The organism is Paraburkholderia sp. BCC1886, from assembly GCF_900996245.1.
Classification (GTDB): Bacteria; Pseudomonadota; Gammaproteobacteria; order Burkholderiales; family Burkholderiaceae; genus Paraburkholderia.
This window is the reverse complement of sequence record NZ_CAAJGK010000118.1, coordinates 208,194-234,386: the sequence shown is the minus strand read 5'-3', so window position 1 is coordinate 234,386 and position 26,193 is coordinate 208,194. Positions and strand designations below refer to the sequence as shown.

Here is a 26,193-nt window from a genome sequence, read left to right as displayed (position 1 = left end):
GCAAATGTGCCTATGCATCGGCATTCAACCAGGAGCGGTGATGGACCCTATGAATTCTCCCAACTCGACGAGGCGGCTCGTCGTGCTAGCCGCCGTCTGCGTGGCTGCGCTGGCGTTGCCGCTTGCATTCTCCGGCGGCGCAGTTGCAACACCTGCGATCGGCCGCGACCTGGGCGGCGGCCCTGTCGCGATGAACTGGATTACCAACGCGTTCATGCTTGCGTTCGGCAGCCTGCTGATGGCGGCGGGCACGCTCGCGGACCGGTTCGGCCGCAGGCGGCTGTTCGCGTGGGGTGTCGCAGGCTTCACGCTGGCCTCGCTCGCGCTTGGCTTCGCGCCGTCGATCGTGGTTTTTGATCTGCTGCGTGCCGCGCAAGGTGTGGCGGCCGCAGCGGCACTCGCTGGAGGCACCTCTGCGCTCGCACAGGAGTTCGACGGCCACGCACGAACCCGCGCATTCAGTGCACTCGGCACGACGTTTGGAATCGGTCTCGCGTTCGGGCCGGTGCTTGCCGGATGGCTAATTTCGCAGTTCGGCTGGCGCGCGATTTTTGCGACCGGTGCACTGGCAGGCGCGTTGTCGCTTGCGTTCGGCGTGCCGCGGATGCGCGAATCACGCGATCCACACACGCGCCAGCTGGACTGGGTCGGCACCTTGACGTTCACGGCCGCGCTCACCTGCTTTACGTGCGGCGTCATCGAAGCGCCGTCGCGCGGCTGGACGTCGACGACCGTAGCCGGGTTACTCGCCGCGAGCGTTGCGTTCGCCGTCTCGTTCGTCGTCGTCGAGATGCGCGTCGCGCGTCCGATGCTGGATCTGTCGCTGTTCCGCTATCCGCGCTTCGTCGGTGTCCAGGTGCTGCCCATCGCGACCTGCTACTGCTACATCGTGCTGCTCGTCGTATTGCCACTGCGCTTCATCGGCGTCGACGGCTATGACGAGATCCACGCCGGCTGGCTGATGCTCGCGCTGTCTGCTCCGATGCTGGTCGTGCCATTCGTTGCAGCGACGCTCACGCGCTGGATGTCGGCGGGCGCAATCTCGGGGATCGGGCTGCTGATCGCCGCGGCCGGGCTTTACACGCTCGCCGACGCGTTGCGCACCGGTGCGGGGGCAAGCGCGATCGGTCCGATGCTCGCGATCGGCATCGGTGCGGGGATGCCTTGGGGGCTGATGGACGGTCTGTCGGTGAGCGTGGTGCCGAAATCGCGCGCGGGAATGGCGACGGGCATTTTCAGCACGACGCGTGTCGCGGGGGAAGGCGTAGCGCTCGCGCTGGTGAGCGCGCTGCTTGCGGCGCTCGTGCAGAGCCGTCTGCGCGCGGCGGCTCTGCACGCGGAACCGGCGGCTATCGCCGAGGCGGCCGCACGGCTCGCAACGGGTGACCTCGCCCACGCTGCGACACTGCTGCCGGACGTTGCGCACGCAACGCTCAAGGCCAGCTACCTTGCGGCGTTCGGCAGCCTGCTCGAAGTACTCACGGTCGTTACGCTGTCGTGCGCGCTCGCGGCATTCGCATTCTTAAGCCGGGTTCGGGTACAAGACGCACCGTTTGGCGCGGAGGCGGGCAACCCGCCTACCCCCGCGCCGATAGCTGACGTCGTGCTGCCAGTATCCGAGCTTGTGCGGGACGATCACTGACGCAGTCCATTTGCACAACTGGCCGGGATTGACGTCGTGTTGACCGATCGCGCGTGCGATTAACAAGCCTCGTGCCCTGAACGTGCGAGCCAGCTTGTCGTGACCGACGGCCGAGAGGAGGCCAATTTCCAGGAAACCGGACATGTCGATGCAGGCTCCCGCTTTGAGTAATGGATGTCCATCGTGAATTAACCCTGGCGCATCCAGCCACAGGGTACGTCGAGCTTTCCGCACGATACGTGAGTGCGGTTGCACATGCGGTACGACACCGTACAAATAGCGAGTATGGATTCTGATTTCGCCGATCCGGCAGCCGACGACACGACTCCTTTGCCATGATCGTGCATGCGACTGAGTAGTTTCCGAGTCTATCGCCGATGCTTTACCCACGACTATGGTGACGGTGATCGGTGCTTTGTGTCGACCTTCGAGCCGACCGGCGAACTGACATGCGAGTCGCCATCCCGATCCGGATTTCTAATGTCTATCTATCCTTGGAGCGTTGAGTCGAGACTCATTGACGACCATCGCGTCATTCATCCGGGGCTCTGCCATGCAGGATGGGAAAAATGCCGAACCAACTCTGTGAGATTTGCAACTCTCGTCCCGCCGTCGTTCGCGTTATCGTGGCGCAAAACGGTCAGCGCAGATCGATGTCCATCTGTGACTATCACTACCGCGAGTTGACGCGCCATCAAAGCATGGTCTCCCCATTCGATTCGATCCTCGGGCAGGGTGGAGTGTCGAACTTTCCAGGTGACATGCCCGCCGACCGGAGTGACGGGGCGTCGTGGAACGCAAACCTGGAGAAGGAATCTGTCGAACCAACCGATGCGTTCAGCGAGCAAACCATCGAAGTTCTCCAGCGCGCCGGAGAAAAAGCCCACGAGTTGCATCGAACCGAACTCGACACAGAACATCTGCTGTATGTGCTGGCCGATACCGAAGTCGGTCTGGCTTTATTCAAGGAACTGAAACTTTCGCCGGACGACATCCGGAGCTATCTGGACCAGCATGCGCCGCATGGCATTTCTCCCGTCGAAGCCACGTCGGACAGGATGACCATCTCCCCGCGGCTCAAGAAGGTTTTCGTTCACGCGTTCGAAGCGTCACATGAGTTGGGGCACTCCTATGTTGGACCCGAGCATCTGCTGATCGGTCTTGCATCGGTTCCCGACAGTCTCGCTGGAACGTTGCTGAAGAAGTACGGTGTGTCGCCGGAGATGATTCGTCAGAAAACCGTGAAAGTGATCGGCAAGGGATCTCAGGATGGCCGCGTCGAAGCGTCGACTGGCACACCGACTCTCGACAAATTCGGTCGGGACCTGACGGCGCTCGCGAAGCAAGGCAAGCTCGACCCGGTGGTGGGACGGGCGCAGGAAATCGAAAGCACGATCGAGGTGCTGGCGAGGCGCCGGAAGAATAATCCGGTGCTGATCGGCGAGCCGGGAGTCGGCAAGACCGCGATCGTGGAGGGCCTCGCGCAGCGGATCGTCAGCGGGGAAGTACCAGAAGTGCTGCGCGGTCGACGGCTGGTGGAAGTGAACCTCAATTCCATGGTGGCAGGCGCAAAGTACCGGGGCGAGTTCGAGGAGCGTGCCAAGGCGCTGATCGATGAAGTGACGGCGAAGAAGGACGAGCTCATCCTCTTTATCGATGAGTTGCACACTATAGTCGGCACCGGGCAGGGTGGCGGCGAGGGAGGTCTCGACATTGCCAATGTCCTGAAGCCCGCGCTCGCGCGCGGTGAGCTTAGCCTGATCGGCGCCACGACCTTGAATGAATATCAGAAGTACATCGAGAAGGACGCGGCGCTCGAACGACGGTTTCAACCGGTCCTGATCTGCGAGCCGACCGTCGAACAGACGATCGTGATCCTTCGGGGTCTACGCGATAAGCTTGAAGAGCACCATCAGGTCACATTCGCGGACGAAGCCTTCGTTGCGGCCACCGAGCTGGCCGATCGGTACATCACGAACCGTTTCTTACCCGACAAGGCGATCGATGTCATCGATCAGGCGGCCGCTCGTGTTCGGATCAGTGCGAGTTCAAGGCCGCTTGCGATGCAGGAGCTCGAAGCGGAAATCGCACAACTGAAACGCGAGCAGGACTATGCGTCGTCACGAAAGCACTTCGATTCTGCCAAGGTGCATGAGCAAAGCATCAAGATAAAAAAAGCTGAACTCGAGGAGCAGACGGAAGCCTGGCAGCGCAAGAGTGGTTCCGAAACGCTGGAGGTATCGGTACTTGCAGTCGCCGCGGTCGTTTCGAAACTGACGGGCGTTCCGGTGAGCGAACTGACCCAGGAAGAGCGCGCGAGGTTGCTCAAGCTCGAAGAGCGGTTGCGCATGCGTGTGATCGGTCAGGACCAGGCCGTAAAAGCGGTCAGCGATGCGGTGAGAGTATCGCGAGCGGGCCTGGGTCAGGCCAACCGCCCGATTGCAACCTTGCTCTTTCTTGGACCAACGGGCGTCGGCAAAACGGAGTTGGCCAAAGCGCTGGCGGAGACCGTGTTCGGCGACGAGCAGGCAATCATTCGCATCGATATGTCCGAATACATGGAGCGCCATGCAGTGGCCCGTCTGATCGGAGCGCCGCCTGGCTACGTCGGTTATGAGGAAGGTGGTCAACTGACCGAGCGTGTGAGGCGCCAGCCCTATAGCGTTATTCTGCTCGATGAGATCGAAAAGGCGCATACCGATGTCAACAATGTTTTACTCCAGGTGTTCGACGATGGACGACTAACCGACGGAAAGGGGCGTGTGGTCGACTTCTCGAATACTGTCATCATCGCAACCAGCAACCTGGGGGCATCGTTGATGTTGGGCGACCTCGAGCAGGACCCCACGCAACGGATGAACGAAAAAGCGCTTCGCGACGCATTGTTGCAGGAACTCAGGGGAAACTTCAGACCGGAATTCCTTAACCGGATCGATGAGATCATCGTCTTCCACTCGCTGACGCGCGAGGATATTCGCGCCATTGTGCGGATCCAGCTCGACCGGGTTGTCCGCACCGCCGCCGCGCAGCGAATTGTCGTGCAGATCGACGATTCGCTTGTCGAGCATCTGGTGGAAACGGGCTATCAACCGCAATACGGGGCGCGCGAACTCAAACGCCAGATCCGGCTGGAAGTGGAGACTTTCCTCGCGCGCGAGTTGCTTGGCGAAGCATTCGAAAGCGGGAGTACAGTGCGCTTGGCCTTTGACTCGACAGCAGATCACGTGAGCATCACGCCAGTCGATTTGCCGGTGCCCATCAAACACAAAATCAGAAAAATTAAAAAGGACGAGCATGCGGAGGACGCAGCCTGACCTGTCGGTCGCGTCGCTAATTCTGGTTGGCGCCTCGAGATAGACGCATGAGACAGAACGCCCAGACGCTTTACTCGGGGCGATCAGGCCGTCGTGGCGGATTCGTCGGAAGCGGCAGACGGCTCGGCCCCGTACGAGGCCGCTGCCAGTGCCATGCGGGCCAACGCAGGAAGGGATCCGGCGCCTGTTTTCGTCATGATCGCGGCACGGTGGTTTTCAACCGTGCGTTGGCTGATCGAAAGGTCCGACGCGATGATCTTGCTGGGTTGGCCAGCTAGCACCCGTTCCATGATCTCGTGCTGACGCGGCGTGAGCGTGGCGACCTGTTGCGCTGCCGTCTCACGCCATGCGAACAGTTTGTTGGAGTCGCGGGATTGTTCAACCGCGCGCCTGATGCCCTCGAGCAGGTCGGTGCGCCCGATGGGCTTCTCGATGAAATCGGCAGCGCCGGCTTTCATGGCGCGCACCACCATTGAAACATCGCTGTGCCCCGTGATCATGATTGCCGGCAGTGGCCGCCTGGTTTCGCGGATGTGTTCCAGCAATTCAAGTCCACTCATGCCCGGCAGGTAACCGTCTACCAGCAGACAAGCCTCTCGCCCGGAATGATAGGTGGAGAGAAAGGCTTCACATGTCGGATAGGTTTCGACGGTCTGGCCGTCCTCCTCGAGTACCGCCCGGATCGCATCACGTACGACCGAATCGTCGTCCACCACGTACACGACCGGTTCCTGGCTGCCGTTCTCGAGCACGTTGGCGTGATGCGGCAGGGCGGCCGGCGGCACTTCCGGCAACAGACGCTGAATAATCTGTGAGAGCGTATTGACCTGGACCGGCTTGTTGAGTTGAACGCACTGCTTGAGCGCGATCGCCTCGAGCGTCACTGTCGATATATCGCCCGTCAGGATAATGGTCGGAATCTGGCGGCGCAGCGTCTCCCTTAATTTCGCGGCGACCTCCAGTCCGTTCATTCCGTTCGGCAGGTTGTAGTCCGCGAGGATCAGGTCCGGCCGGAACGTATCGCGCGTCACCCATTCGAGCGCCGCGGTTCCATCCCGCGCGGCGGCCGCACGGTGGCCTTCGTCGGTCAGAATGAGTTCCAGCAGGCTGCGTACTTCAGGATCGTCCTCGATGACCAGAATGGCGCCCGTTTTGTGGGCGGCGCCGACGCTCTCATCGTTGAGCCTTGCCGGTTGCAGACTGGTGTCGACTCGAGTTTGCTCGACGGCGCCTCCGACGTCGAGGCTGAACACCGAACCCTTGCCTGGCTCGGAACGTACCCGGATCCGGTGCTTCAGCAAGCGCGCGAGGCGCTGGGAGATGGACAATCCGAGCCCGAGGCCAAGTCGACGCTCGCGCGCACTGTTGTTGAGCTGATGGTATTCGTCGAAGATCGATTTGAGTTCAGTAGCGGGAATGCCAATTCCGGTGTCCCATACCTCTATCCTGACCACACCTTTGCGGATGCGGCAGCCGAGTAGCACTTTACCTTGCGGTGTGTATTTCAGTGCATTCGAAAGGAGGTTCCGAATGATCTGGTCCAGCAGATGCGGGTCGCTTCGAATCATCAGATGGCAGGGCGCCACGCGCAGGCGCACTCCCTGGGCCTGCGCGTGGTAAGCAAACTCGTCTCTCAGGCGATCAAACAGCGTATCGATCCGAAAGCTGGAAATTTCGGCGCGGACCGTCCCAGCCTCGATCTGGTTGATGTCGAGCAATGTGTTCAGCATGCCGGACATCGCATCCAGCGTCTGCTCGAAGCGGGCGACGATTTTCCCGGCCATATCGCCTTCCACGTGTTTCACCAGCAAGGAATGAAGTAACGTCAGCGTCTGCAGCGGTTGCCGCAGATCGTGGCTGGCAGCCGCCAGAAACCGGGACTTGGCCAGGTTGGCGAAGTCGGCTTGCTGGCGAGCCGCTTCGAGCGCTTTCGTATTCTGCTTTCTGTCCGTGATGTCGGTGAACGTGATGACCACGCCTTCGATGCCGTTGTCGTTGGTATGGTAGGGCATGATTCGGCGGAGTAGCCACTGGCCGCATCGTGCTTCGATCTCCCGTTCGATCGGAGTGCCGGTATGTAATACGGTCTGGGCATCCGTGAGCAGATCGGCGTCGGCCGCAAGCGAGCGCAGGTCCGCGAGGGGGCGGCCGACATCGCCGGGAATCACGCTGAACACCAGTTTCGTCGCGGGAGTGAAGAAGCGGATGTTGAGATCCGTATCCAGAAAGAGCGTCGCTATATCCGTACTGTAGAGAACGTTCTGCAGATCGTTATAGGTTGTCCGTTGCCGCTCCAGCGTCTCCTGCAACTGACCATTCAGTGCGGTGAGCTCTTCGTTAAGCGACTGCAACTCTTCTTTCGAGGTGACCAACTCTTCATTGGTCGACTGATATTCCTCATTGACCGACAGCGCTTCTTCGCTGATCGTCTTCTGTTCTTCACCGGCGAGTTCGAGACTATGGATGGCGCGTTGCAGCTCATCGCGCGTCGTCGCCAGCTCGCGTCCCAGTTCGGCGACCCGGGAAATGTCTGCCAGAGGGACTGGGTCGGGATGTGATCGCGCGTGTTCAGGCAGGTCGACAAAGCAGATCAGGAATAGCGCTTCGCCTTCGTTCGATACCGGGAGCACGTCGATGCTGAACGAAACCTGATTGCCAGCGCGCAATTCCCGGCCACCATTGACGACGACCCGGGTACCCTCCCGGCTGGCCTGTTCGATGGCCAGTCTCAGTCTGGTGCGCATATCTTCGGGCATCATGGACAGCAGGTCGCGCGTGGGTGCGCCGCGTGGCACGTGGAGATACCGGTCTGTGGTCCCCAGAAAGTACAGGCACTCACGATTCCGGTCGATCAGCACCGCTGCCGGTGCATAGGCATCGATCACGAGTTGCCGGCACAGATCGGCCATCGCCGCATGGCGCGTGCGAACACGCGCGACTTGTCCTTCGCGCAGTGGAAGGCGGGAAAGTTCGCCGGTGCTGGCCTGGAAGCCAAGATCTCCTGGCCGCGAGTGACCGATATGCCTGTACACCCGCTCGGCTTTTGAAACGAGTTCGAAACGACCACCGGTGTCGCCGGAGGTCTCGGCGCTGCCCAGAAGCAGGATGCCTCCCTCACGCAATGCGAAATGAAACAGCGATATGACTTTCGCCTGTGCCTCGGGCATGAGGTAGATCAGCAGATTGCGACATGAAACAAGATCGAGACGCGAGAAAGGCGGATCGGCCAGCACGTCCTGGACCGTGAATACCACGACTGAGCGCAGTTCAGGTAGAACCCGGTATTGCTGTTCCTCCTTCGAAAAGAAACGCGCCAGTCGCGTGGGAGACACGTCGGCCTCGATGCTCTTCGCGTAAAGGCCTTCGCGCGCCCGTGCAACGGCCTCGGGGTCGATGTCGGATGCAAACACCTGCAGCTTGATATCGATGCCGGACAGAACGATCTGCTCGCGAAAGACCATTGCCAATGAATAGACTTCTTCACCGCTGCTGCAACCGGCCACCCAGATGCGCAAGGCCTGACCGGCCGCACGGTTTTGAACCAGTTCAGGGACGGTAGTTTTCTCGAGAAACTCGAATACCGAGTTATCGCGAAAGAAGCGGGTCACATTGATAAGCAGGTCCGCCGCCAGCCGGTCCACTTCCTTGCTGTCGCCCTGCAGAACCTCGAGATATTGGCCGATTTCGCCAGTGTCGAGCGCTACCAGCGCCATGCGCCTCCTGATTCTGCGCAACAGGGTGCCAGGCTTGTAGAACGTGAAATCGTGACTGGTTTTGACGCGCAGCAAGTCGACGATCTTAGATAATTCCGTCGGCGTGGCATCTTCCACGTTGGCCGCACCGTTAGCAGGTAACGCCATGCGGCGCTGGAACTCGGCTAGTGCAGCCGGTATCGCCTTTGCGGTAAGGACGAGGTCCACCGCACCCGTGGCGATCGCGCTTCGCGGCATGGAATCGTAGGCTGCTTCTGCAGGGTCCTGGGCAATCACGAGACCCCCCGCTTCCCTGACGGCTTTCAGTCCGACGCTGCCGTCGGCCCCCATGCCCGAAAGAATCACGCAGATGGCGCGCGCTCCATATTCGTCAGCCATCGAGCGCAGGAGAAAATCGAACGGCAGGCGGGCACCATGGCGAGCCAGCGGCTTCGATAGTCGAAGCGTGCCGTTGCGGACTGAAAGCGATACGCCTGGCGGAATGACATACAAATAGTCGCGCTCGATCCGCATGCCGTCTTCCGCCTGCAGCACGTTGACAGACGCATGGTCGCCTAACAGGTCGACCATCATGCTTTTGTGAGTCGGGTCGAGATGCTGAATAAGGACAAACGCCATGCCTGGATTGACGGGGAGTGCGCCGAGCAACTTCCTGCAGGCGTCCAGACCGCCCGCAGATGCACCTATTCCGACGACGGGAAAGTCCTCGATTCCCGGCGTTGGAACGCTGCTGGGAAAGCCCCGGTCACTCGCACCCGCGGGCAACTTGTCAGGGCGATGGGGAAGACGGTCAGGCATGGGGGATTGCCTTGGAGGGTTGCCTTCACGGGGAAGACATCGTCTCGATAGTACACGAGTTTCCTTTCATGACCCGGTGCTAAACACCGCTCCTGCCACCTCCTGGTTAAGTCGATTTGAGTAGTTTCCGACGCTGCCCCGGCATGCGGCCCGGCACTATGATGAATGCACGTCGGTTCGCAAGCGCGGCGCGATCCCGCTCTTCGACAACGAGCCAGACGAGCGGTTCGGCGAGCTGTTCAGGTTCGTTAATGCGGAAGCGGCAGCAGTGTCTGCAGAACCTTTTTCCTGGGCCGTTTATTTTACGTTCGCATTCAGCGGACGTTTGCCCGTCCGGAGCCCCATCATGTCGAAGAAATTCCTTAGCCGCGAACAGATCCGGCAGCAGGTTCAGCAGCGCCTGAAGCCAAGCCCGACCAAACTGACGGGACTGGCTGAAGTTGCCGTTCCGATGCCCAAACCTCATTCGCTCGATACGCATGCACGCAATTGGGACATGGAGGAGTTTGGCGGCACGGGGTATGGCGGATACGTTCGAAAGGTGGTTGACGAAGCCAGAAGAGAGTTCTTTCTTTCCGATTCCGCTGAGCGTGAAGAGATACTGGGAGACTTTTTTGCGCATAGCTGACACCCACGCAGTCAATCCAGAAGGTCCGGTGGATGTCGAGCGCGTCGTCGGAGATTCCGCGAAGGCGGCGAGGACCGCAAACGATTCGGGAAGGCGCAAATGATCGATGGACATGATCCTCGCAGTAACCACTTGCTCGCGGCGCTGCCTGAAGCGGAATGGGCACGCGTGAGCGCGCATCTCGTACTGGTCGACATGCCGTTGGGACGGGTTGTTTACGAGTCCGGGCAACAGTTGAGCCGCGCCTACTTTCCGACCACCTCGATCGTGTCCTTGCTTTACGTCATGGAGGACGGCGCGTCCGCCGAGATTTCGATTGTCGGCAACGAAGGCCTCGTCGGCATTGCACTGTTCATGGGCGGCGAAACTACGCCTAGCCGAGCGGTCGTGCAAAGCGCGGGTTGGGCGTATCGGCTGGATGCGCGAGTCCTGAAAGACGAGTTTGGTCGGGCAGGACCCATGCAACGCCTGTTCCTTCGCTATACCCAGGCATTGATCACGCAGATGGCCCAGACGGCAGTTTGCAATCGCCACCATTCGATCGATCAGCAACTATGCCGCTGGTTGTTGCTCAGCATGGATCGTCTTCCGTCAAACGAGTTGAAAATGACTCAGGAACTGATTGCCAACATGCTCGGTGTGAGGCGGGCAGGCGTCACGGAGGCGGCGATGCGACTTCAGGAAGCAGGGCTGATTCGCTACAGCCACGGCCATATCGAAGTGCTTGACCGGCCGGCGCTGGAGCAACGCGTGTGCGAATGTTATGGCGTTGTAAAGCGCGAGTTCGATCGACTGTTGCCGGATGTGAAGGCGCGTTGAACAACTCGCTAGGCCATTGGACGGGGAGAGTACCCGGCCGTGCCTGCAAGCGTCACGCCGGCGAATCCGGCTCTGGTGAGCGCCACGGGATGAGTAGTTTCCGAGGCTACCGGCATGGTCTGCGCATCTTTATTATCGGGCTGCTGCGATGGCCGGATCGACTGATTCGACGTGCTCGACGCGCGATGCATCCGGCAAGCATGTTCATCTGGACACGCTATCTGTTTCGAAGAAGAGTGCCATGAATCCAATCACGTTTCTGATTTCCGCAGTTTTTGTGCTCGCCGGGGTAGCGACTGGCGCCCTGGTCAATGTCTATTTCGGGTTGCCGCTGGTTATCATTGGTTTGCTCTTTTTTATGTCCGTCAAAGTGGCGAACGTGTGGGAAAAATTTGTGATCTTGCGCGTCGGAAAATTGCAGAGCGTAAGAGGTGCGGGTTTCTTCATGATCATTCCCGTTCTGGATAGCGTGGTCGCCATTATCGACGAGCGCATTCAGACAACTGCATTCAATGCAGAGCAGGCGTTGACGAAAGACACTGTGCCGGTCAACGTCGACGCGATCATTTTCTGGCATGTAAGTGACGCGCAAAAGGCTGCGCTCGCCATCACCGACTATCGTCAGGCGATCGACCGGGTGGCCCAGACTACGTTGCGCGAACTGATCGGCTCCTCGATGCTGGCAACACTGCTGTCCGATCGCACCGTCGCGGATGCTCACCTCAGAGACGAAATCGGCAGCAAGACCGCGGCATGGGGTATCGCCGTAGGCTCGGTAGAGATACGCGATGTGGCCATTCCGGTCGCCTTGCAAGACGCGATGTCGCGCCAGGCACAAGCCGAGCGCGAAAAGCAGGCGCGCGTCATTCTGGGGTCTGCCGAAGCTGCTATCGCCTCGAACTTCGTCGAGGCTGCAAGAGTGTATGCAGAACAACCCGGTGCGCTTCAGTTGCGCGCGATGAACATCATCTACGAAACGACTAAGGAACGCGGAGCGACGATTCTGATGCCGACCTCGATGGTCGACAGCTTGAATCCGGCGCTGGCACTTGCCATCGCCGGAAATGATCTTGCCGGTGCGCCGGTCACGCCGCTAAAAACCGCCGCGTAGCTCGAATGGGCTGATGAGTGGGCCTGTCTTGCCGCTCGGCCGCATGCTGGCAATCCGTCGTACGCCTTTAACGCAAGATTCAAACGATCGGAAGGGAGTTGTGATGAAGCGCACATATTCAACGAAGTCGATGCATGTTTGCACGGGACTGCTTAGATGGATGCTGTCCAGAAGGGCCCGAACTATCGAACTCAAAAGTCAATCCACCGATCCATGCGGTCAGAACTCGCTGGTACTCATGCCGATACGAGTGAGACAGCGCAGCCCCGATCAGACGCGCTCTTAATCTGAGGACGGACATTTTATGCCTACGATCACCGAACCCGCGATACCCGTCAGCAGCATGGCGACTCAGTCCATTGATCAAGCAGCGCCTAAAAACCTCGAGCTACTGTTTTTTATCGCATGGCTCTTGTGCGCTGTTTTTTACTTTTTTCAGTATGCGGTGAGGTCGGCGCCGGGTGTCATGCAGAGTGAGCTGACCGCAGCATGGGGCGGCAACCATATTGGCGCCATGATCTCGGCTTACTACGTGGCCTATGCGTTGATGGCGCTAGCCGCGGGTGTATTGCTCGACCGGTACGGCCCGCGGCTGACGATTCCGTTCGGGATTGCCGTGGTCGGAGCAGGTTGCCTGATATTCGCACAGGGTGGCGAACTGGCTGGCATGGTGGGCTTCGTCCTGCAGGCCATTGGGGCGATATTCGCGTTCATAGGTTCGTCCTACGTTGCTGCACGCTATCTCCCGGCGCGCATGCTGGCGATGTTCATCGGCTTCACCCAGTGTCTGGGGATGGCGGGTGCGGCTTTCGGTTCCAAGCCGGTCCATATGGTCATCGATCCGCTTGGCAGTTACCACGTGGGCTGGCAGAGCGTCTGGATTGTGTTCGCGTGCATTGGCTTCGTGCTTGCCATTGCAACGTGGTTCATCATGCCTCATGAAAAAGGCGACAGTCCGGCACACCACGGGCCATTATCGGTCGGTAGTGTGATCAAGCCTTTTCGAACCGTGTTCGGCAATGTTCAGAGCTGGCTGGCCGGTATCGTTGGAGGTTTGCTGTTTCTGCCGACCACCATTGGGGCATTGGTCTGGGCAACCTCGTTTCTTCACGGCGGCGAAAAGATGACGATGGCCGCGGCTGCATCAGACGCCTCCATGGTTCCGATCGGCTGGGTGATCGGCTGCCCATTGCTCGGATACATTTCGGACAGGATCGGCCGCCGGAAGCCTGTTCTGATCGTGGGTGCGCTGGTCATGCTTGCCGCGGGTCTGAGCGCGATCTACATACCGGTGGGAGTCATGCCGCGATTTTCAGTGGCCTTGCTGCTCGGCATTGCATCCGGTGCTGCAATGATTCCGTTCTCGATGATGAAAGAGGTGAATCCGTCCGAGGTCAAAGGCACGGCCGCGGGGGTGATGAATTTTCTCGTTTTCGTGACCACGGGAATCGTCTCGCCTTTCATCTCGCGTCTGATGGTGCCAAACCAGGCCTTGCCCCTGACCTTGCATGAATTTCAGACGGCGTTCCTGCCGCTGGTCGCCGGGGTCGTCGTTGCAATCATCCTGAGTCTGTTTCTGCGCGAAACCGGCACGTCCGGTGCAGCGCGTCCGGCGCCCGGGCGGGTGGCCAAGCTTGCGGAAAGCCCCGTGGTTCACTCATCAATGTAGAAGATCTGGTGGAGAAACACAGCATGGATATCGCCGTTTACAGCACCAAGTCTTACGACCGCCAGTTCATGGACGCAGCCGTGGCAAAGGATCACACGCTTCACTACCTGGAAGCCCGGCTCACGCCTGATACGGCGATGCTGGCACGTGGATCCGATGCCGTATGCGTCTTCGTCAACGACCAGGTCAACGAAGTGGTGTTAAAAGAATTCAGAAGTCTGGGCGTCAAGCTGGTGGCGCTCAGGGCGGCAGGCTACAACAACGTGGATCTCGGCGCGGCGAAGCGGCAGGAGATCAGTATTGCCCGAGTGCCGGCCTATTCACCGGAGGCTGTCGCGGAGCATGCGTCGGCATTAATCCTCTCGCTGAACCGGAATATTCACCGGGCTTATGCCCGGGTGAGGGAGGGAAACTTTGCTCTCGAAGGCTTGCTCGGATTCAATCTGCAGGGGCGCACCGTGGGAATCGTCGGGACCGGAAGGATTGGTGCGAGCTTCGCGAGAATCATGTCCGGTTTCGGGTGTCGTGTACTTGCGTATGACATAGCCCCGGACCCTGCCTGTGTCAGGATTGGCGTGACCTACGTTGCGCTTGCGGAGTTGCTCGCGGCCTCTGATATCGTCTCGCTTCATTGCCCATTGACATCGCAAACACGCCACCTGATCGACGCTGCGGCAATCGGCCGGATGAAACATGGAGCGATGCTGATCAATACGAGCCGCGGTGCAATTATCGATACGCAGGCAGTTGTCGACGGCATAAAAAGCGGCGCTATTGGCCACCTGGGGCTCGACGTCTACGAGGAGGAGGCCACGCTGTTTTTCGAGGATAAATCGGACGAAGTGATCGGCGACGATGTCTTCGAGCGCCTTTTGACTTTTCCGAACGTCCTGGTCACGGGCCATCAGGGTTTTTTTACGAGCGACGCAATGGCCGCAATTGCCGAAACCACGATGGCCAACATCACATCGTTTGAAAAAACCGGCCATGCGCTTCATGAGGTGGCTTGATAGGGACCACGCAATATAGCGAAAATCCCATGGGAGAAACGCAAACGCTACTGCGCGATAGTAATGTCATTCACGACTGCGGTCGCGCCCGGTGTCGACCAGGCGGTCATCGCGGCAAGCTCACGATCTTGCGGTGTGATGGCGGTGCCCGTTAGCGTGACGGTTCCGCCGTGCGCAGTGACCGTGATATTGCGCGGGTCCGACCACGAGCGGTAAAGCGCGTGCATGAGGTTTCCGCGCACCTGCAAAACATCGACCCCGGCTTTGATTGCGATCTGATTCGATACGCCGAGCACCCCCAGCAGTCTGCGGACATCCTGGACGGCCGCTTCTCTCTGGAAATTCCAGTCGACTTCACCGCTCAAAGTAATCCAGCCGCTTTCGACCTTAACCTTGATTGCATCCCTCGGTACCGTTACATCCCACTCGAGGCGATTGACCACGGCTGCCGCGATATCGTCGTCGCTGCGCTGTGCGTCGAAATCGAGTCGAACCTCGATCTCTTCGGCTACCGCCTCGACACCCTTCACGCGGGCGGCTGCCGTCTCGGCTGCATGTTTTTCGGCGAAACTCCCGACGTGACCCGTTAGAGTCACGATGCCGGAGATCGCGGTCACGCCGATATGAGCCGCCGTCACACTCGGTTCCCATGCAAGTTCTGCGAGGACTGCCTGTTGCAGTTTCGTGTCGTCATAGATGACTGCCATGATAGCTCCTGAAAATCGTTGAAAGGACGATGAGCCTCGAACGTTGCGCACATTCGAGGCGTGAAAAGCAGGGCGTTGGGGCGTCCCACTGCAAAGTTGCCTTGACGCCAAAGTAGCAACCGTGACTATTCAACCGATGGTAGGACAGTTCACGCAGGCGCGACAGAGTCGGAAACTACTCAAATGAACGCTCCAAAGCCGGGAGCACATGAATGGCGAACGCATACTTCCGAACTTGCGAATGAACCGTTTCAAAGCATGGGTACCTGTGCTGGCTGCAGACGGGATGGCTGAGTGTTTTCCGAAGCTGTTATGTCGGGCTTTTGTCAGCTAATGTGCGATTCAGATGCGTTTCGAATTGTCGAGTCGAGTCGAGCTTATCGTGACCGGGTTTGATGAGATTGATCTCGACCAGCTATCCGATGGAAAACTTTGCCGGCGGATTCATGAAAAGTCCTGAGCAATTCGAGCAGGTTATGCGCCCAAGCACCGATCCAGGTTGGATCCTGCGGGAAGAAGGCTTTGATGCTTTGCTTGAAGGTAGCCGCACCACGCGCTTTGCGATCAGTAACGGATTTCTGGGTGTGCGCGGCGCACGCGCATTACCTAGAGGCGGCCGGTGGGTCGGGACCTCACGCACACTGATTGCCGGCCTGTTCGAAACAGCAGGAGAAGAACCGGGTAGCTTGCGGCTCGCCGCGGCGCCCGACTGGATGAAGGTTCGAATTCTGCTGCAGGGAGAACCCCTTATAAACCACATCGACGACGCTTCGGGTCACGAGCGGATTCTGGACATGCGGCGGGGCGCGGTGCTAGGCAAGGGTTGCCTGTCGAACGCGTCGGAGGCCGGCGTGAGGTTGCGAAGCTTTCATATGGTCTCACTCAGCCAGCGCGCAATCGGAATGCAGATCATCCTGCTGGAAACCGATCAGGGTGGGATCGATGTCACCCTGCAGGCGTCGATCGATGCAGTGGATATCGATCTCTTATCCGTCCAGGCTGAACACGGTTTGAGTGTATGGCGCGCGCAATCCTCAGGCCGACGCCTCGCCGTCGCCACTGCGGTCTCCCTGCAGATCGACCGTCGCCTCGTTGCTTCTACCGAGTGCGGTCTTTCGCAATGGTCCTGGAAATGGACTTCCTGTCCCGGGCAGGTGATATGTCTCGCGCGGACGGTTGCCATGACGCGCGCAGGCAGGCAAGAGGGTGATCCGGTTCGTGATGCACAGGATGCTTTGGAGTCTGCGCAGATTCTCGGCTGGCCCGCCGTCGTGGCGGCGCACGAGAAGGCCTGGGAAAGCCGCTGGGCGTGCAGCGACGTTGAGGTCGAGGGTGATCCTGCTGCGCAGCAGGCCTTGCGGTTCGCGCTGTTCCATCTGAACGGCGCGGCCAACCCGGCTGACGAACATGTTTCGATCGCTGCGAGGGCACTCACCGGGGACGACCATCATGGCCATGTCCTTTGGGACACGGAAATATATCTGCTGCCGTTCTATACGTTGACGTGGCCCCGAGCGGCAAGAGCGTTGCTGATGTATCGGTTCCATACGCTAGCCGGGGCCAGGAAGAAAGCCGCATCGATGGGATGGCAAGGTGCGTTATATGCGTGGGAGTCAGCCGATACCGGAGCGGAGACGTGCCCGTCGCGAGTCGTCGGCCCGGATTTGAAGCTCGTGGTCGTGAACTGCGGAATGCAGGAACAACACATCAGCGCAGACATTGGGTACGCCGTCTGGCAATACTGGCAAATCACCGGCGATGATGCTTTCCTGCTCGAAGCCGGCGCTGAAATTCTGCTGGAGACGGCTCGTTTCTGGGCAAGCCGGGCGCAACTGGAATCCGACGGGCGGTGTCATATTCGTGGCGTAATCGGACCGGATGAGTATCACCAATCGATCGACGACAACGCGTTTACGAACGTGATGGCACGCTCGAATATCCGGCGTGCCCTGGAGACTGCCGCGTTGCTGCATGAGCGCTGGCCGCAGACCTGGGGGCGCCTTGCAGGTCAGCTGAAACTAGACGAAGCCGAATTGAAGCGTTGGGGCGCGGTTGCAGACGCGATGGCGACGGGCTTCGATTCCAGCACCGGTCTGTTCGAGCAGTTCGCGGGGTACTTCGCTCTCGAAGATATCGATGTTGCTGCTTATGCTGGCCGTTCAGTGCCAATCGACGTGGTGCTCGGCCGTGAGCGCACCCAACGATCCCAGGTGGTCAAGCAGGCGGATGTCGTAGCGCTGCTGGCCCTGATGCCGCAGGAGTTTCCCGGCGACGCTGCCGCCAGGAACTTCGAGTATTACGCATCGCGCTGCGGCCATGACAGCTCTCTGAGCCGCGCGATGCATGGCATCGTCGCGGCCCGACTCGGCGACACGGGGACCGCGCTCGATTTCTTTCGCAACACCTCGTCCATCGATCTCGACGACGGACACGCGGCCATTGAAGGGGGCGTGCACATTGCCAGTCTCGGCGGTATCTGGATGATGGCTGTCTTCGGTTTCGCCGGTCTATCGTTTGGTATCGACCATCTCGCTCTGGCTCCAATGCTGCCTGACGTATGGAAAAGCCTTTCCTTTGCAGTGCAATGGCGCAACCGGTATTTGAAGATCGAGATCGTGACGTCGCCGCCGGGTCTCCACGTATCACTGGAGGCGGGTGATCCCATGAAAATTCTGCTCGACGACGAGATGTTCACGCTCGGGCGGACGGAGCCTGTTCGGGTAACGAGAAAGTCGCGTGCCAGCAGTAGCGATCGATGATATTGGGTGTGAACCGTGGAAGCACGGGTACGGGACCGTACCGACCTGTATCGATGCGACGGCTACTCTGCCATATCGCTCCGTGTGCGCACCGCCCGAACAGACAATTTTTGCGCAGTATCGATCTGTCCAGGTGACGCCGCACGGCCGCCTTCTGTCCACCACCGTTTTCTCCAGGCCAAGGATTTCATGCCGCATATCCTCACCGATCGGCTCCTGATGCGCGCGTTGTTCGTCAACGATGAACTGACCCAGACGACCTCGACCGGACGCGCCGCGCGAGCCCTGGTCGACGATCTGGTCGTGCGGCAGATCGACGTGATCGAATCGATCTCGGCGCCTGACGCCTGTTCGATCATCGCCTCCGACGCCTCGATCCAGTGTGTGCTGCTCGACTGGGATCTGCATGGCGACACCGATCATTCTGGCGCGCTCTCGGTTCTGGATGAAGTTCGCGCACGCAACGCCACGATGCCCGTCTTCCTGCTAGCGAATCGTAGCGCCGCCTCGTCTATCTCCGCGGAGGCGATGGAAAAAGCCGACGACTTTATCTGGTTACTCGAAGACACACCGGACTTCATTGGCGGGCGGGTTGTGGCCGCGACCAAACGATATCGGGAGCAAGTGCTTCCGCCCATGTTCAAGGCACTAGTACAGTTCTCGCAGGTTTATGAATATTCATGGCACACGCCTGGCCATGCAGGGGGCACCGCATTTTTGAAGTCACCGGCCGGGCGCGCCTTTTTCGAGTTTTTTGGCGAAGAGTTGCTACGTTCGGATCTGTCCATTTCGGTCGGGCAGATGGGATCGCTGCTCGATCACTCAGGGCCGATCGGTGATGGCGAGCGATACGCCGCCCGAGTGTTCGGTGCGCATCGCACTTACTACGTCACCAATGGTTCGTCCACGTCGAACCGAATCATCCTGATGGCCAGCGTGACACGTGACCAGGTGGCGCTCTGCGACCGCAACTGTCACAAGTCGATCGAACATGCGATGACCCTATCTGGTGCGATTCCAACCTATCTGATGCCATCGCGCAACCGGTACGGACTGATCGGCCCGATACGTTCCGATCAACTGAGTGAGGCATCCATCAGGCGGTCGATTGCAGCGAATCCGCTGGTTCATAAAGGCATCGATTCAACACCGGTGCACGCAGTCATCACCAACTCGACCTATGACGGCTTGTGCTACAACGTCACGCGAGTCGAGGAGTTGCTGGGCCAAAGCGTCGACCGTCTTCACTTCGATGAGGCATGGTTCGCCTATGCGCGCTTCAACCCGCTCTATCGGGAGCGCTTCGCGATGCATGGCGAACCATGCGACCACGGCATATCGAGGCCCACCGTCTTCGCAACACAGTCCACCCATAAACTGCTGGCAGCGCTTTCGCAGGCTTCGATGATTCATGTTCGAGACGGGCGTCGACCGATTTCGCACGCACGGTTCAACGAGGCGTTCATGATGCATGCGTCGACCTCGCCACAGTACGCGATCATCGCTTCCAACGACGTCAGTGCCGCGATGATGGACGGGCCGGCAGGCGTCGCACTGACAACCGAATCGATCCGCGAAGCCGTAGCATTCCGGCAGATGATGTCCCGCCTCCATGCGGAGTTTGCGAAAAAGGGCGACTGGTTTTTTGGTGCGTGGCAGCCCGCGACTGTGACCGATCCCGCCACGAACGACAGCATGCCTTTCCATCTTGCCTCCGAAGACCTGCTCATCAACACGCCGTCGTGCTGGGTGCTTCACCCCGGGGACGACTGGCACGGCTTCGAGGAGATGGAGGACAACTACTGCATGCTTGATCCGATCAAGGTGTCAATCGTGACGCCCGGGGTAGCACCCGATGGATCGCTGGAATCGATGGGCATTCCAGGCAACGTACTCACCGCGTACCTGAATCACCGCGGCATAGTGGCGGAGAAAACGACTGATTTCACGGTGCTGTTTCTTTTTTCGATCGGTGTGACCAAGGGTAAGTGGGGGACGCTTGTGAATTCGTTACTCGAATTCAAGCGTGATTTCGACGCGAACGTGTCGCTCGAGCGGGTCATTCCGGCGCTGGTACGTGCGAGGCCCGATCGATACGGTGCGATGGGACTAAAAGATCTCGCGAGCGCGATGTTCGGGACGATGCGCGAGCAGCGCTCGACAGAAAGGCTGGCGCGGGCATTCTCGACTCTTCCTTCGCCGGATTTGAGCCCTGTCGAAGCGTATGAAGCGCTGGTGAAAGGAGATATCGAGGAGGTAACGCTCGCAGAACTCGCCGGGCGTACGGTTGCAACCGGTGTCGTGCCGTATCCGCCCGGCATTCCGCTACTCATGCCAGGAGAGAACGCCGGCGAGGCTGATGGCCCGGTGCTGGCCTACCTCGGAGCGCTCGAAGCGTTCGACGCGCTGTATCCGGGGTTCGCGCACGATATACACGGCGTCGAGCTTCTGGCCGGCCGGTATCGGATCAATGTCGTCACTCGCGCAGACCCGCCGCGGCTCGTCCACCTTCATTAACGTACCGGACCCAACGATATGGCCTCGCTCATTGATACACCGGCATCTGCCCTTGCCGATGCAGGCAAGATCGGCTTGATCCCGGCCACCTTCCTCGTGGCCGGCAATATGATGGGCTCAGGCGTGTTTTTGCTGCCTGCGAATCTTGCCGCAATAGGTGGCATCGCGCTGCTCGGATGGTTGGTCACCATTGTCGGTGCGCTCGCGCTCGCGCTCACTTTCGCGAAACTCGCCGCCATAGAGCCGGCAGCAGGGGGCCCCTATGCCTATACGCGCAAAGCCTTTGGCAACTACATGGGCTATCAGACGAACCTGGTCTACTGGCTCGCGAATGTGGTCGGCAATGTCGGGCTCGCGGTGGCAGGTGTCGGATACCTTTCGCATTTCTTTCCCGCATTGAGCAATCCGCTCGCATCGGCAATGACGCAGGTCTTCGTTATCTGGCTTTTTACCTACGCCAATATTCTTGGTCCGAAGATGGTAGGACGCATCCAGACCGTCACGACGAGTCTCGCCCTGATTCCTATCGTGGGTATGGCGCTCTTTGGATGGTTCTGGTTTCACCCGGCGATATACATGTCGGGATGGAATGTTTCGGGTAAGAGCGCGTTCACCGCCGTGGGCGTGACACTTAATCTGACGCTTTGGGCGTTCATCGGTGTCGAAAGCGCTTCGGTGTCGGCGGCGGTTGTAAAGAACCCGTCACGCAACGTGCCAATCGCGACGATTGGCGGTGTCGTGCTCGCCGCAATCTGCTATGTCCTCAGCTCGTCGGTCATCATGGGAATGATCCCCAACAAGGTATTGATCGCTTCGTCGGCGCCGTTCGCCGATGCCGCGCGGGTGGCGCTCGGTGGCACGGCCGCGAACATCGTGGCGGCATGTGCCGCGATCGGTTGCCTCGGCTCACTGGCAGGCTGGACATTGCTCGTCGGACAGACGGCCAAGGCTGCCGCCGACGACGGTCTCTTCGCCAATATCTTTGCACGGGTGAACGCCAAAGGTGTCCCGTCGGCAGGTCTGGCGATTGTCGCGGCCATCATGACGGTGCAGGTTTTCGCGACCATGTCCCCAACCGCCAGCCAGCAGTTTGGCAAGATCGTGTCTATTGCGGTGATCATGACCTTGCTGCCGTACATCTACTCGGCTATCTCCATGAAGGTACTTGGATACGGCAAGATGTCCTCGAAGCAGTACACGTTCTACGTGCTCGTTGGACTGGTTGCGGCGGTCTACAGTCTCTGGGCGATGGTCGGATCCGATGGCAACCAGACCCGCTGGTCGCTAATTTTTGTGATTTCGACAATCGTGTTCTATTCCGCCGCGATCACAAGAACCCGCGAGATCGAAGAGAAGCATGTTCATCCTGGTGGTCCCGCACCGCGGGCCATCCGGTATATCGCGGTCGGCGTGACGATTGCAGCCCTCGTCGGTACGTTCTGGGTGACCGTGGGGCAGACCGAAATGCTTCACCTGTTCACACGCTCTCCCAACCCCGTGGCGACCTCGGCGATAACGCAGTGAACTGTTCCCGGGCTTGAGCGTGTCGCCGTCCATTCCTGATGCACGAGCACGGGCGAGTTCGTCACAACACGGTCCTTCGTGGGCCGACGGACGCGGGCTGATCTCATGAGCGACACGACCCTGGTCATACCCGCAGCGCCAGTCGATGGGACGGCGGCCGATAACGCATCCGCAGCTGGCGGTCTAAGCGCCGATGAAGCGCGCCGACGGCTTGCCAGATTCGGTCCGAACGCGATGCCCGATACGTCGGCGCACCCTGTGCGCACGGCCATCGGCAAATTCTGGTCCCCCGTGCCGTGGATGCTCGAAGCGGCGATCGTCCTTCAACTGGTGCTGGGCAAGTACGTCGAGGCAGGCATCATCGCCGGGCTGCTGGTGTTCAACGCCGTGCTTGGGTTGTTTCAGGAAAGCCGGGCACAGGCCACTCTGGCGGCGCTGAAATCGCGCCTTGCATTGAACGCGTCGGTTTGCCGTGACGGCATATGGTCAAGCGTTGCCGCCGCTGAGCTCGTGCCGGGCGATATCGTCGACCTTTCGCTCGGAGGCATCGTCGCGGCGGATTTGCGGCTGCTGTCAGGCAACGCACTGCTCGATCATTCGATGCTCACCGGCGAATCGGTGCCGATCGAAGCGACCGCAGGCACACAGACTTTTGCCGGCGCGCTGGTGCGCCGCGGCGCGGCCGTTGCCGTTGTGACGGCGACAGGTACCCACACGCGTTTCGGTCGCACGGCCGAACTGGTGCGCACCGCGCACGTCGTGAGTTCACAGCAGAAGGCCGTATTGCTGGTCGTGCGCAACCTCGCCCTGTTCAGCGGCGTCGTCATCCTGATGTTGATCGGCGGTGCCCTGTATTTGCGAATTCCGTTCGCGGAGATCGTCCCGCTGGTGCTCACCGCCGTGCTGGCCTCGATTCCCGTTGCGCTACCCGCGACGTTTACGTTGTCGGCCGCGCTCGGCGCGCGCGCGCTGGCCGCCCGCGGCGTCCTGTCGACTCGACTGAGCGCCGTGGATGAGGCCGGGACCATGGATATCCTGTGCGCCGACAAGACCGGCACCCTAACGCGCAACGCACTTACCGTGACCGCGGTCTGGCCAGGTTCTGGATTCGACGAGGCGCATGTTCGCCTGTTGGCGGCGTTGTCGAGCGCAGAAGGAGGCCAGGATCCGGTCGACAGTTCGATACGGGCGGCCGGTCTGGCCGGGATCGCGGCAAGTGGATTGAAGCTCACTGGCTTTACGCCATTCGATCCGGCTAAAAAGATGTCAGAAGCAGACGTCATCGACCCGACTGGCGCGACGACGAGGATCGTGAAGGGTGCATTCGCTGTCATTGCCGCGCTCGCCGAGCCTTCGCCGGCGGCTGCAGTGCAGGCAGGCGAACTGGAGGAGAAAGGCTTTCGGGTGTTAGCGGTGGCAACCGGCGTCCCCTCTGCAATGAAGCTCGCCGGGCTCATCGCGCTCAGCGACCCGCCGCGCGATGATTCTGCCGCGCTGGTGACCGAATTGCATGCTCTTGGCGTACGGGTCACGATGGTGACGGGTGACGCGCCCGCCACCGCCGCCATCGTTGCGCATGCGGTGGGACTCGACGGTGCAACGTGTCCCCCAGGCGCACTCCCAGCCGACATCCGGCCTGAGGCCTATGCGGTGTTCGCTGGCGTGCTACCCGAGGACAAATACAAACTCGTCGAGGCGTTTCAGCAGGGTGGTCACGTTGTCGGGATGTGCGGCGACGGCGCGAACGATGCGCCCGCGCTTAGCCAGGCACAGATCGGCATTGCTGTCTCGACGGCAACCGACGTCGCCAAATCGGCCGCCGGCATGGTGCTGACCGAGCCGGGCCTCGCGGGGATCGTAGCGGCCGTCAGGGAAGGGCGGGCCACGTTTCAGCGCATTCAGACCTATACGCTCAATTCAATCCTCAAGAAAATCGTCACCTCGATGCTGCTCGTGATCGGGCTGGTGATCACCGGACAGGCCGTGCTCACTCCGCTCCTGATGGTGATCCTGATGATCGCGGGCGACTTTCTTGCGATGTCGTTGACTACCGATAACGTCGATCCGTCGCCGACCCCAAATGCATGGAATATCGGCAACCTCACACTGGCAGGCATCGCGCTCGGCATGGCATTGCTCGCGTTTTGCGGCGGCGGCATGGCCATTGGTCACTATGGTCTTCATCTCGGGATAGACGGGTTGCGCACACTCACGTTCGTTCTTCTGGTGTTCGGCAGTCAGGCAACGCTCTATGCCATCCGTAACCGCCGGACAATGTGGGGCACGCGCCCAAGCCGCTGGCTGGTCGTGTCGTCTCTGGCGGACATTCTCATCGCGTCGATTCTCGCGACAGATGGGATTGCCATGCTGCCGATTTCCGGCGTAGTGGTCGCCTGCGCGCTGGTGGCGGCAATCGTATTTTCGGTTGCGCTGAACGCGTTGAAGATGCCCCTCTGCAGATACCTGAATATTGCGTAGCAAGCAGGGGCGTGAGTAGTCTCCGAGGCTGTCGTGCGTGTTCAGTGCCGCTTGGGATGAAGGTCGTCGATGCCGCCGCCCAGCACGACCGTGTCGAAGGTCATGATCTCGATTTCGTGCGAAAGACACGCCACACGCCTGATGGTCAAGACGAGCGATGGCGCCCGGCAATCGACAGGCGTCGCGACTGCGACATCGACGGTCGGCCCATGTTAGCCGCGCGGTGACGCCGCGGTCGGACCACTTTGGGCGAAGTCAGAACCTGGTCCTCAGACCTAGCACGCCAACTATCTGGTTGGGAGTCGATGACGGTGTGACGTTGCTGATCGCTGCCGTCGCGCGCGCACCAGTCGAGTTCACCCCTGCCGCGCGCTGCAGAATCGCATCGGCATAAATATCAGTGCGTTTGGACAGGAAGTAGTCGGCGCCGGCATTGATCTGCTGGTAGGTGGCGCCTGATTTGTCCGTCAGTGAACCGCCCCGAGTCAGGTTGTAGGCCGTGGCGAAGAATAACGATGGCGTCACCTGATAGCGTGCATTAACTTCGTAGGTGTTGAATACAGCCGAGCCGCGATAGGCATTTTCCGCGGCGGTGAGACCACCGACTGGCGTCGAGCCCAGGTCGGCGAATTGCACCCGGCTGTAAAAGGCGCCGAGGGTCAAAGCGCTTACCTGGTAGGACGCACCCGCCGTGAAGATGCGTTGCTGATGCGCAGTTGCGAACCCGGCAAGGATTGGAGACGTGAAATTGTTGGCAGTCGCGCTATCGGACGGCTTGCTACCCCAGAACGAGAAGTTTGGCTGATTCGCCACGACATAACCCGCGGCGGCTTTTACCGGACCGTTCGCATAGGCTGCGGAGACAGTCCAGACCTGGTTACGCGTCATGTCACCCGCAACTCCACCGAGTCCATAGAGACCTTCAAATATGAAGCCACGTAGTGTTGGACTGACATATTTGATCGTGTTATTCAGCCGGTTGAAGCTGTCGACATTGTCAACGTCGCCCGCGTGCGTGCCATAGCCGGCCCCCGTTGCTGCCCACGCCGCGCCAGACGAGAGAGGACTCACGATGTCATAGACGGTTGAGTATTGATGGCCGAACGTCAATGCACCATAGCGCGTGCTGCTAAAGCCAACGTAAGCCTGCCGGCCAAAGAGCGCACCGCCCTGTGACAGTTTCCCGTTGGCAGGGGAGAAGCCGTTTTCGAGCACGAACACGCTCGAGAGTCCTGCGCCGAGGTCCTCTGAGCCGCGAAATCCAACCCGGCTGCCTGCGCCTGCACCCCCCGTCTGCGAGAACTGCTGATGGCCGCCGCTGTTCTGGTTATAGGTGAAACCGACATCAACCAGACCGTAAAGGGTTACGTTGCTTTGAGCGTGCGCAGACAACACTGCGCCGCTCCATGCGAGCACAAAGGCTCGATGGATCATTTTCATTGCTGGATCTCCGGATGTGAAAGCTTCAGTCGTTCTCGTTGCGATATGCCGCGCCGACAATGAC

Annotated in this window: 14 protein-coding genes; 11 read left to right on the top strand and 3 right to left on the bottom strand. The window is 59.9% G+C overall.

Going from position 1 to position 26,193, the window contains the following annotated elements; genetic code table 11:
• The first annotated feature begins 40 nt into the window (after positions 1–40).
• Positions 41–1,642 (top strand): MFS transporter, encoded by a 1,602-nt coding sequence (locus FQ746_RS32955; RefSeq protein ID WP_144113972.1) that lies wholly within the window; start codon positions 41–43, stop codon positions 1,640–1,642.
• A 569-nt stretch (positions 1,643–2,211) separates the two neighbouring features.
• Positions 2,212–4,956 carry an ATP-dependent Clp protease ATP-binding subunit gene (locus FQ746_RS32950; protein WP_144113971.1) on the top strand — a complete coding sequence of 915 codons (2,745 nt, stop codon included), beginning with the start codon at positions 2,212–2,214 and terminating at the stop codon, positions 4,954–4,956.
• A gap of 83 nt (positions 4,957–5,039) precedes the next feature.
• Here the strand turns inward: FQ746_RS32950 and FQ746_RS32945 are convergent, their stop codons facing one another.
• Positions 5,040–9,467, bottom strand: a complete 4,428-nt coding sequence (locus FQ746_RS32945) for a chemotaxis protein CheB (RefSeq protein WP_144113970.1) — start codon at positions 9,465–9,467, stop codon at positions 5,040–5,042.
• A gap of 346 nt (positions 9,468–9,813) precedes the next feature.
• Here FQ746_RS32945 and FQ746_RS32940 point away from each other — a divergent pair, with 346 nt between their 5' ends.
• From FQ746_RS32940 to FQ746_RS32920, 5 genes are all read left to right on the top strand, one after another.
• Positions 9,814–10,095, top strand: coding sequence for a hypothetical protein (locus FQ746_RS32940; RefSeq protein WP_144113969.1), 282 nt, complete (start codon positions 9,814–9,816; stop codon positions 10,093–10,095).
• 99 nt (positions 10,096–10,194) lie between these two features.
• On the top strand, positions 10,195–10,914 hold the full coding sequence (locus FQ746_RS32935; protein WP_144113968.1) for a Crp/Fnr family transcriptional regulator: 720 nt from the start codon (positions 10,195–10,197) through the stop codon (positions 10,912–10,914).
• 241 nt (positions 10,915–11,155) lie between these two features.
• Positions 11,156–12,025 (top strand): slipin family protein, encoded by an 870-nt coding sequence (locus tag FQ746_RS32930; protein WP_144113967.1) that lies wholly within the window; start codon positions 11,156–11,158, stop codon positions 12,023–12,025.
• A 304-nt stretch (positions 12,026–12,329) separates the two neighbouring features.
• Entirely contained in the window at positions 12,330–13,694 is a 1,365-nt protein-coding gene (locus FQ746_RS32925) for an MFS transporter (RefSeq protein WP_222105908.1), read from the top strand.
• Between the two features lie 23 nt (positions 13,695–13,717).
• The gene (locus tag FQ746_RS32920; RefSeq protein ID WP_144113966.1) at positions 13,718–14,704 is read left to right on the top strand and encodes a 2-hydroxyacid dehydrogenase; all 987 of its coding nucleotides are present in this window, start codon (positions 13,718–13,720) and stop codon (positions 14,702–14,704) included.
• A 47-nt stretch (positions 14,705–14,751) separates the two neighbouring features.
• Here the strand turns inward: FQ746_RS32920 and FQ746_RS32915 are convergent, their stop codons facing one another.
• A complete protein-coding gene (locus FQ746_RS32915; RefSeq protein WP_222105907.1) occupies positions 14,752–15,411 on the bottom strand; it encodes a BON domain-containing protein in 660 nt (219 codons plus the stop codon).
• A 422-nt stretch (positions 15,412–15,833) separates the two neighbouring features.
• On the opposite strand from FQ746_RS32915, the gene FQ746_RS32910 reads away from it, so the two are divergent.
• The 4 genes from FQ746_RS32910 to FQ746_RS32895 all read left to right on the top strand — a co-directional run bounded on the left by FQ746_RS32910 (position 15,834) and on the right by FQ746_RS32895 (position 24,689).
• Positions 15,834–18,170, top strand: coding sequence for a glycoside hydrolase family 65 protein (locus tag FQ746_RS32910; protein ID WP_260854251.1), 2,337 nt, complete (start codon positions 15,834–15,836; stop codon positions 18,168–18,170).
• Between the two features lie 189 nt (positions 18,171–18,359).
• The gene (locus FQ746_RS32905) at positions 18,360–20,687 is read left to right on the top strand and encodes an Orn/Lys/Arg decarboxylase N-terminal domain-containing protein (protein WP_260854250.1); all 2,328 of its coding nucleotides are present in this window, start codon (positions 18,360–18,362) and stop codon (positions 20,685–20,687) included.
• Between the two features lie 18 nt (positions 20,688–20,705).
• Positions 20,706–22,211, top strand: coding sequence for an arginine/agmatine antiporter (adiC, locus tag FQ746_RS32900; protein ID WP_144113965.1), 1,506 nt, complete (start codon positions 20,706–20,708; stop codon positions 22,209–22,211).
• A 105-nt stretch (positions 22,212–22,316) separates the two neighbouring features.
• Positions 22,317–24,689: an HAD-IC family P-type ATPase gene (locus tag FQ746_RS32895; protein ID WP_144113964.1), complete on the top strand. Its 2,373-nt coding sequence runs from the start codon at positions 22,317–22,319 to the stop codon at positions 24,687–24,689.
• Between the two features lie 255 nt (positions 24,690–24,944).
• Here the strand turns inward: FQ746_RS32895 and FQ746_RS32890 are convergent, their stop codons facing one another.
• Positions 24,945–26,129: a porin gene (locus FQ746_RS32890; protein ID WP_260854249.1), complete on the bottom strand. Its 1,185-nt coding sequence runs from the start codon at positions 26,127–26,129 to the stop codon at positions 24,945–24,947.
• Positions 26,130–26,193: the final 64 nt, after the last annotated feature.